The following is a 7,955-nucleotide window of genomic DNA, read 5'->3' as shown; positions in this document are numbered from 1 at the left end:
ACCCTCAAGCGCTCAGGACGTTTCGGTTTCAGGCAGGTCGGCGCCCAACTGCGGAACGATGATCGAATCCAGCGGCGCCGTCAGCGACCAGCTGAGATGGCCCGGGCTGCGATCCAGCACCGCCAGGCCGTTCAGCGATTGCGGCGCGACCCGTTGCAGGACGACGGTGCCGAAACCCTTGCGCGTGCTTTCGTCCCGACGCTCTCCCTCACGCACCGGCATCGTCTCGTCCCAGAGCAGATGGATTTCCAGCTTGTCCGAAGCGCCTTCGACGATCCGCCAGGTGATCTCGAGCCGCCCGGCCTCGCTCGCCAGCGCGCCATATTTGGAAGAGTTGGTGCCGAGTTCATGAAACGCCATGCCGAGATTTTGCACGGCATTCGGCTGCAAGGTCAAAAGCGGTCCCGACAGCGATACCCGCGCCTCGTGACCGAACGGCTTGAGCTGCTCCTGGGCAAGGTCGAAGAGGCTGGCGCCGGCCCATTCCGAGTTCACCAGCAGATCGTGCGACCGCGACAGCGCCATGATGCGGGAACGGATCAACTCCTCGAATTCACGCGGATCGGTCGAGCGTTTACTGGTCTCTCGGATCATCGAGAGGATCACCGCGAACTGGTTCTTGACGCGATGGTTCACCTCGCGGAGCAAAAGCCTGATCCGGCGCTCGCTCTCCTTGCTGGCGGTGATGTCGCGGGCGATCTTCGAGGCGCCGATGATCTCGCCGGACGTGTTCCTGATCGGTGAAATGGTCAGCGACACGGCGATGAGCCCGCCATCCTTGCGCCGGCGGATCGTCTCGTAGCTGGCCAGCAGCTCGCCCCTGCGAACCCGGCTGATGATGTCGGTCTCTTCATCCTTGAGATGATCGGGGATGAGCATGAGCACGGAGCGGCCGACGGCCTCTTCGGCGGTGTAGCCGAACATGCGTTGCGCCGCCGCGTTCCAACTGGTGATGATGCTGTTCAGATCCTTGCTGACGATGGCGTCGAAGGATGAATCGACAATCGCCGCCAACCGCGCGTGGGCAGTGATTTCGAGCAGGCTGTCGATGCTTGCCAATTCTGTCATTGCCCCGTCTTGGCCCCACTTGGCCGCGTCCGGCCAGAGTCCGGGCCTGCGTGTAGATTTCCCCTTGAGCCAGCAATGCCTGACCGGGCATTTTGGTTGCAGTCGGTGCGCAACATTCCGCATTTGCGGTCGCCGACAGGCATTTCACGATGGCGCCCGGTCGTTCGTTCCGGCAAGGCCCCGGCGGCCGTAAATGCCGATCCCGTCGAGCCGCGGCAAGCCGGGTGACCGGTTCGCCTTGTCGGTCTCATCGGCCTGCTTCTTCGGAGCCGGGGTCGTCGGGCGGAGCAACAGGCACTGGCTCGGCCGAAGCCTCCCTTTGCGGACAGTCCTCATAGCTGTGGTCGCGCCCGCCGCAGAAAGAACAGCACATGGCCTCGCGATCCCCGTTTCCGGGCCGCCATTGCGGGGTTTCGTAGGGCTTCCTGCCATCCATCCCCAGCAATGCGCGACGGACCATTTGGTTGCGCCCGCCACAGACGGCCAGCCGGCGGTTGCGGAACCACCCGCCGGGATGCGAGTTTCGCCCGATATGTCCATTCGAGGAACAGCCATGCCAATGCGCCGAATTGCCTTGATGATGGCAGCGATCCTGCTTGCCGCGACCGGCCTCGCCGAAGCCAGGCCCGACACCCGCACGATGAGTTGCGACCAACTCCGGCAACTGCTCCAAAGCCGCCATGCCGTGGTGCTGACCACCGGCCCCAACACCTATGACCGCTATGTCAGGCAGTTCGGCAACGAATGCGACTGGCCGGAGGTGCCGATGTCGGCCTATGTCCCGACCCGTGACGGCAGCTGCCCGGTCTACCGCTGCGAGGAACCTGTCACCAACTTTCCGGACTGACACCGCGCTTCCAATCGGCTTTGCCGCCGCAGTGCGTTGATCCCGGCGCGCGAACCGGCTAGGGGTGGGGCGCAACGTGCATTTTCCCGCTTCGTCTAATGGTAGGACAGCGCCCTTTGAAGGCGTGAATCGAGGTTCGAGCCCTTGAGCGGGAACCAGCAACCAAGCGCTTGGCTGGTTCGGAGCCGCGCGCAGACTGGCCAGCCGACTTCAGCACATTAGCGCGCGCTTGTATTTCACTCGAAGCAGGATCATCATCCAGGCCGTCAGTGGCTTGAAGGGGTACAGCGCATGGAACTGAGTTGCTTTGACGGGGGCGTCCTTGCGTCGACGATGTCCCTGAACGTCACGGCGGTTTTCATGATATTGGCCGCATTTGCCGCATTTCGGCTGGTTGCAATGTCAGGCGAAGGTTCTGTCGACCAACTCCAGACGGCTTAGCCGGCAGAGAACCTCCCGTGCAGGAGAACGGCATATGGCCGCGAGAAAGGTGATAGCCGTCAAGGACTGGTCTTGCGGCATGAGCGACGAGCTTGGCCGCGTCGTGCTGACCATCAACCCGACCGAGGGTGAGCCCATCCTGGTTTTGATGACAATTTTCCAGGCGGCAAGGATGGCCGGGGAATTGCGAGCGCCGAAACTCGTCTCCATACCCCGGTGATGCCACGCCCCTGGTAAGGCGGATCAAGCTCGCCGGGGCAGCCCCAACGCCCTCCCCGGCGAGCCCTGTTGCTCCGTTACGATGAACAATGGAGCAATTACTGCTTTACGGATCCGGGCGCCATCAAGTTGCATCCGGCTCCTGAAACCATTTCGCGGACCCCGCGTTGACCACCGGGCCGACACAGGAGACATCTCATGACCGTCAACTGCCGCATATCGATCGACAACCGGCCGGAGGCCACGGACGCGGTTTTTCAGGCGGTTCCGCGGATCGGCGAAAGCGTTGCGCTGTCGATCGATGGAACCACGCAGGATCTGCGGGTATCGCGTGTCGTGCACGTCACCAATGGCAGCCTGGAAGGTGCCGCGATCGTCGTCGAAGTGACGACCAACATCCTCTGAATCGAGAGTTATGGTCCGCTGGGCCGGCCGGCACCGCGTTGCGGCGACCGGCAGCCTGAAAGGACTCGAGCGGCTCACGCGCGGTGACCCGCTACTCCTTGCCGCTTTCGGAAATGCCGTTGCCGCCGGCGGTTGGCAGGATGCCGAAGTCTTGCGACTTCGCCCCTTGCTCCGCCGTCAGGAAGCCGTCCGAGGCAAGCCCGCGCCGCAGCAATTCCCTGACCGCGGCCGAACGGCTCGGCATACGCTTGTCGAAGCGCCAGTTTTCCAGCGCAGCCAGCTCGTCTGACGTCAGCATGATCTGCAACCGTTCCGGGCGTTCCAGTTCAGTCATCGCGCTCCCTCGCTCAGGATCCCGATACCTCGAATGAGTATTCAACTCGCTTACCTAATAGTTAGGAAAGCGCTCCTAGTGCGTCAAGACCTCGCGATGAGTGAACTGCTTCTCATGCGCATGATGAGCCTGATGGTATTCGGCGTAAGGCGCATACTTGCATAACTATGCTAACTAGCTGATTTGTTTAGATATTATTTAATTCGTGACTTGCCAAGACGAAGCCTCTGCCGCATTGTGCAACCTGAACAGAAAACCGTTCCCTTTGGGAGGTTTCGATGCGGTATGATTACTCGGCGCGACTGCGCGATGACGTCCGTTCAGCGGTCCAGATCGCCTTCAGGAAGACCGGCATCGTCAGTATCACGGCGGTGGCGGAACATGTAAGGGTCAGGAACCTGGCCGAAAACATCGCTCTCGAGGACGTCGAATACCTTGTCTTCCAGGCAGCCCAGCTGATTGGCGCCGCAATTGAATTCGACGGGCTCACCAATTTCGACGGCGTGGCTGGTCTGTTCGTGGATGGCCTCGGCGGTGACGAGGGCGAGCACGTGATCGCCCAACGCGACAGGCCTGGTCCGGCCACCCTGCAGTAGGGCTGTTCCGGCCGAACGCGCATTTGTCCCGTACCGGTCAGCTAGTGCATTCACCCAGAGCCGGTCGTGTCACAGAGCCTGGTGCCGCGTCCGCGGTCACCGGCAACAGAGCGACTAGGACAATGGCGGGATGCGCATGGACGGTCTCCCATTTTCTACTTAGCCCATCATAGGGCCGATTCGATTTGCCAAGAATTTCTTGCATACGGAAAATGTAAGGGCTGTTGATCGCTAGAATCCATACATAACATGCGGGCTGATTTTGAGGTGCACTTAGAGCGCTACTCAATTCCAAATCGATAAACTACCTTGCCGCCGTTTTGCGGTTTTTTGGCTTTTGTAACCTTGCCATCCTTGAAGATCAGATATTTTCTCGGATGATCGTTCATCGAAAACTCGTAGGATATCATCGCAGTAGCATATCCTTTGAATCTCCTGATCTCGGCACTGAAGACGGGCTCGTCAAAAACCTTTTCGATGCCATTTTTCGTGGTAGTCAGAATTGTCAGGCCTGCTGCGTGATTGCCGGTAATCCCGTGATCCCTGCCATCTTTGCCGACACACCGAACACCCTTCATGTCGAATAGGTAGTCGTCGTCGCCATCTCCGTCGATGTCCTCGATCGTGAGAAAATTATCCTGGAAAGACGCGTCCTCGTTGGTGTCGCATAGCTGCATTGCTGCGAGAAAGGGATATACGGGCTGGGGTAGGTGCATCAACGGAGACGGTCCAAGCGAATCGGCCGGTGCGGCAGCACCCGCCACAAACTTCTTGAGCTTTGCGCGCAGTTCATCTCCCGTCCCGGAATTGTCGCCGGTCAACCTCTGGAGGTACATGCTCACCGCCGTGAGGGCCATTCCTTCGATGGATACGTCAACGGGCTTATCCGGCACTTTGATACAGTTCGCCGATTTGCCGGATGCATCACCGGCCATGTATTGGACCCGGAACTGATTATCGGGTGTCATGGCATAAACAGCCCACGCGTCCCGGGCACCGTAGAGCAAGAAGCTTGCAGACGTGTTGGAGTGGACGCCGGAAAGATCAGGCTTCCACTCTGTCATGCCATCTCGCAAGGTCAGCTGAGTTAAATTGCTGAGCGACGGGAAAACACGAACTGCAATCGCCCTAGGAAATTCGGGCGCCGGTGCTTTGCATGTGGATTTTTCGAAATCAAAATTGGGTTCGACCGTTAAAGGGGCGTTATCAGTGATAATCTTTGGTGCGTTCTCATCTTCCTTGTTCTTCGTAAACATCTGCGCCAGACGAGAGCGGATCGCAAATTCGTTTCCGCTATCATCGTTCGCCAGCATTTCCGCGTATTGCTTGAGGATCGTGGGAGGCATGTCGTTCACCAAGGCAATCTCGGGGGAGGACGGCAACACCTCACAGGTCTTCGTATCCGGATCGCCAAGCATATATTGAACCACAAAGCCTATGGGTTTCCCGCCTTTCTCCGTCACACCAAAGACAGCCCAACCATCCGCCACCGCCATCGCTTTGGCGGCCAACAGACGGTACCTTTCCATATTCTGGAATGACCTCTCAAAGCCGCCCTTCGGGTCGAACAGAACTAGCGTGTCTGTACCGTCAATCCTTGGGTAAACTCTGGCTTGCAGGCTGTTTTTGAAGCCGGATGCCTTAGATACGCAGGAGGATTGCGGAAAGCTGGCATTTTCGGTCGCGTTGGTTTGGGCAATCGATAGACATGGCAACGACAATAGAACGGCCGCAGCAGCCCAAAATCTCTTCATTTTTATCCCCCAAGTCAGTAAACATTCAGAATCATGAAAGCGTGCATGTCAACGGCTCCACTTCAAAATTCCTGCGATTGACTGGTGCTGCGGACAATTGGGGTGCCCCAACCTAGCGGATTGATTCCAACGTTTGGTGGCTGCGCCTGACGGCGGCGAAGATTTAGTCTGGATCGGGCCCGCCAGACGAAGAGTCGCGGTTCCTGATTGTGCTCTTTGATGAAGCGATGGCGGACCTCGCCACAGCTAGGCGCCCTCCTCAAAAGGCCGCCCTGCTGTTTCTGTACCCCCTGGTGATGACCAGAGCCGTTCCGTCAGGCGGAGCCGGCGATTTGCGAGGCGAAGTCGCGATAGGGGCGCAGCGGGCGGCCCAGAAGCGTGGTCAGGCGCTCGACGTCGCCGGCCTCGGGCAGCATGCCGTCGGTCAGGAACCGTTCGCCCATCAAGCGCATGTCGTAGGCCATCCAGGCAGGCAGGAACTGCTTGAGATTCTGCTCGAAACCTTCGGTGTTGTCGCCGCCGTAGCTGATCGGCCGGGCGAGCACGTCGGACCAGATGGCCGCGATATCCGTCCCGGTCAGTGTCTGCGGACCGACGAGGTTGATCCGCTCGAGCGCAAGCGGCTCCGCGGACCGTTCGCGGCGCAGCAGCTCGAGAGCGGCGATCTCGGCGATATCACGCACATCGACCATGGCGAGGCCTTTGGCGCCGATCGGCATTGTGTAGGTGCCGTAGCCGGTGATGACGTCTTCGATCATCAGGTCGTTCTGGATGAAATAGGCCGGGCGCAGGATCGTAGCCTGGAAGCCCATCTGCTCGATCATTCGCTCGACGCCGAACTTGCCGGCGAAATGCGGCACGTTCACATACACGTCGGCATGGATCACCGAGAGATAGACGATCCGCTCGATGCCCGCCGATCGGGCGACGTTCAGCGCGACCAAAGCCTGGGTGAATTCGTCCGGCACCACGGCGTTCAAGAGGAACAGGGTGGAAACGCCGGACATGGCTTTGCGCAGTGAATCGACATCGAGAAAGTCGCCTTGCGCGACCGATACGCCTGCCGGGAAGCTGGCTTTCGACGGATCGCGGACGAGAGCACGGACGTCGGCGCCGCGCTTGACGAGGTGCTCGACGACTTGGCGGCCAACATTGCCTGTGGCGCCGGTAACGAGGATGGTCATGGAATTTCTCCTGTTGGGTTGCTTGACAGCCCCAATATGTGTGGCTCACAAACACTCAAACAGACCGAAATTTTAGACGCACCGTCTCACTGGTGGAACACCTATGGATATTCTGGCCCTCACCGATTTCAACCTCGTTGCCCGCCATGGCGGTTTCGGCAAGGCGGCACGGGCCACCGGCCGGCCCAAGGCAACCCTGTCGCGGCGCGTTGGAGACTTGGAGAGCAGCCTTGACCTGCGCCTGTTTGAACGGGGTGCGCGCAACCTGAAGCTGACCAAGGAAGGACGGGCGCTTTTCGAGCGGACGGGGGCGTTGCTTGCCGAACTGGACGAGACGGCCGCGGCGATCGCCTCGGGCGGTCAAAGACCCAAGGGGAGACTGCGGATCAGCGCGCCCCTGCTTTTTTCTCAGACCGCGATGGGGAGGATCGCCGCGGGATTTGCCCTCAAATTTCCGGAGGTGAGGCTGGAGGTCACGACGGAGGACCGGGCTGTGGACATGATCGAGGAAGGCTACGACCTGGTGATCCGGGTCAACCCGGATCCCGACGAAAGCTTGGTCGGACGGGCGTTTCTCCGCGACCGGCTGGTCGTCGTGGCGAGCCCTCACCTTCCTCGCACCGGTGGACCGGCCCCTGCCGTTGCGCGCGGGAAGGCGAACGGCAAACATGGCACGTGAAGACCGAGGGTGGCCGGTCGACGATCAAAATCGAGCCGGTCCTCGCTTTGGGAACGCTCATTATGGTGCGCGATGCGGTGCGGGCGGGGGTCGGTGCGGCACGTCTTCCCATTTCGTTGGTGGCCCACGATTTGGCTGACGGCACGTTGGTGAATTGGGGGGACATCGACGCCCCTGAGATCGCTCTTTGGACGCTCTACCCCTCCCGGCGGCTGCTCAGCCCGCGCGTGTCGGCGTTCCTGGATTTTCTGAAACAGGCCTTCCCGAACGGGACGCCGGACGAACTGGCCGCCTATATCGGCAGGTGATGCCCGACCGCTTTCGCCGGCAAGAACTTTTATTTTTGGCGGAAGGAGTTTGCGGTGGAACAAGTTGGGGCGACGGCAATTACCTTGTCGCCCTACAAGAGGAGGACGTCGTGAAAGACT

General features: G+C 60.0%; 8 protein-coding genes, 1 tRNA gene and 1 pseudogene. 6 read left to right on the top strand and 4 right to left on the bottom strand.

Annotated elements, in window-relative coordinates; translation table 11 throughout:
* Positions 1 to 12 precede the first annotated feature (12 nt).
* Positions 13 to 1,068, bottom strand: a complete 1,056-nt coding sequence (locus tag EN914_RS16560; protein ID WP_024501609.1) for a PAS domain S-box protein — start codon at positions 1,066 to 1,068, stop codon at positions 13 to 15.
* A 553-nt stretch (positions 1,069 to 1,621) separates the two neighbouring features.
* Here EN914_RS16560 and EN914_RS16550 point away from each other — a divergent pair.
* From EN914_RS16550 to EN914_RS16535, 4 genes are all read left to right on the top strand, one after another.
* Positions 1,622 to 1,915 (top strand): hypothetical protein, encoded by a 294-nt coding sequence (locus EN914_RS16550; protein ID WP_024501610.1) that lies wholly within the window; start codon positions 1,622 to 1,624, stop codon positions 1,913 to 1,915.
* Between the two features lie 84 nt (positions 1,916 to 1,999).
* A tRNA-Gln gene (locus tag EN914_RS16545) sits at positions 2,000 to 2,073 on the top strand.
* Between the two features lie 317 nt (positions 2,074 to 2,390).
* Positions 2,391 to 2,576: a hypothetical protein gene (locus EN914_RS16540; protein WP_013530769.1), complete on the top strand. Its 186-nt coding sequence runs from the start codon at positions 2,391 to 2,393 to the stop codon at positions 2,574 to 2,576.
* Positions 2,577 to 2,773: 197 nt separating this feature from the next.
* On the top strand, positions 2,774 to 2,980 hold the full coding sequence (locus tag EN914_RS16535) for a hypothetical protein (RefSeq protein WP_013530768.1): 207 nt from the start codon (positions 2,774 to 2,776) through the stop codon (positions 2,978 to 2,980).
* Positions 2,981 to 3,071: 91 nt separating this feature from the next.
* On the opposite strand, the gene EN914_RS16530 is transcribed toward EN914_RS16535, so the two are convergent.
* Positions 3,072 to 3,314, bottom strand: a complete 243-nt coding sequence (locus EN914_RS16530) for a hypothetical protein (RefSeq protein ID WP_013530767.1) — start codon at positions 3,312 to 3,314, stop codon at positions 3,072 to 3,074.
* A 278-nt stretch (positions 3,315 to 3,592) separates the two neighbouring features.
* Between EN914_RS16530 and EN914_RS16525 the strand changes: the two genes are divergently transcribed.
* Positions 3,593 to 3,910 (top strand): hypothetical protein, encoded by a 318-nt coding sequence (locus EN914_RS16525; RefSeq protein ID WP_024501611.1) that lies wholly within the window; start codon positions 3,593 to 3,595, stop codon positions 3,908 to 3,910.
* Positions 3,911 to 4,191: 281 nt separating this feature from the next.
* On the opposite strand, the gene EN914_RS16520 is transcribed toward EN914_RS16525, so the two are convergent.
* Positions 4,192 to 5,664 (bottom strand): hypothetical protein, encoded by a 1,473-nt coding sequence (locus EN914_RS16520; protein ID WP_024501612.1) that lies wholly within the window; start codon positions 5,662 to 5,664, stop codon positions 4,192 to 4,194.
* Between the two features lie 314 nt (positions 5,665 to 5,978).
* Complete coding sequence (locus EN914_RS16515) at positions 5,979 to 6,848, bottom strand: SDR family oxidoreductase (protein WP_024501613.1); 870 nt, start codon at positions 6,846 to 6,848, stop codon at positions 5,979 to 5,981.
* A gap of 103 nt (positions 6,849 to 6,951) precedes the next feature.
* On the opposite strand from EN914_RS16515, the pseudogene EN914_RS16510 reads away from it, so the two are divergent.
* A pseudogene (locus tag EN914_RS16510) lies at positions 6,952 to 7,835 on the top strand (LysR family transcriptional regulator).
* The last annotated feature ends 120 nt before the right edge of the window (positions 7,836 to 7,955 follow it).

Source organism: Mesorhizobium sp. M7A.F.Ca.CA.001.08.2.1 (genome assembly GCF_003998455.1).
GTDB lineage: Bacteria > Pseudomonadota > Alphaproteobacteria > Rhizobiales > Rhizobiaceae > Mesorhizobium > Mesorhizobium ciceri.
This window is presented reverse-complemented; position numbering and strand designations above follow the sequence as displayed.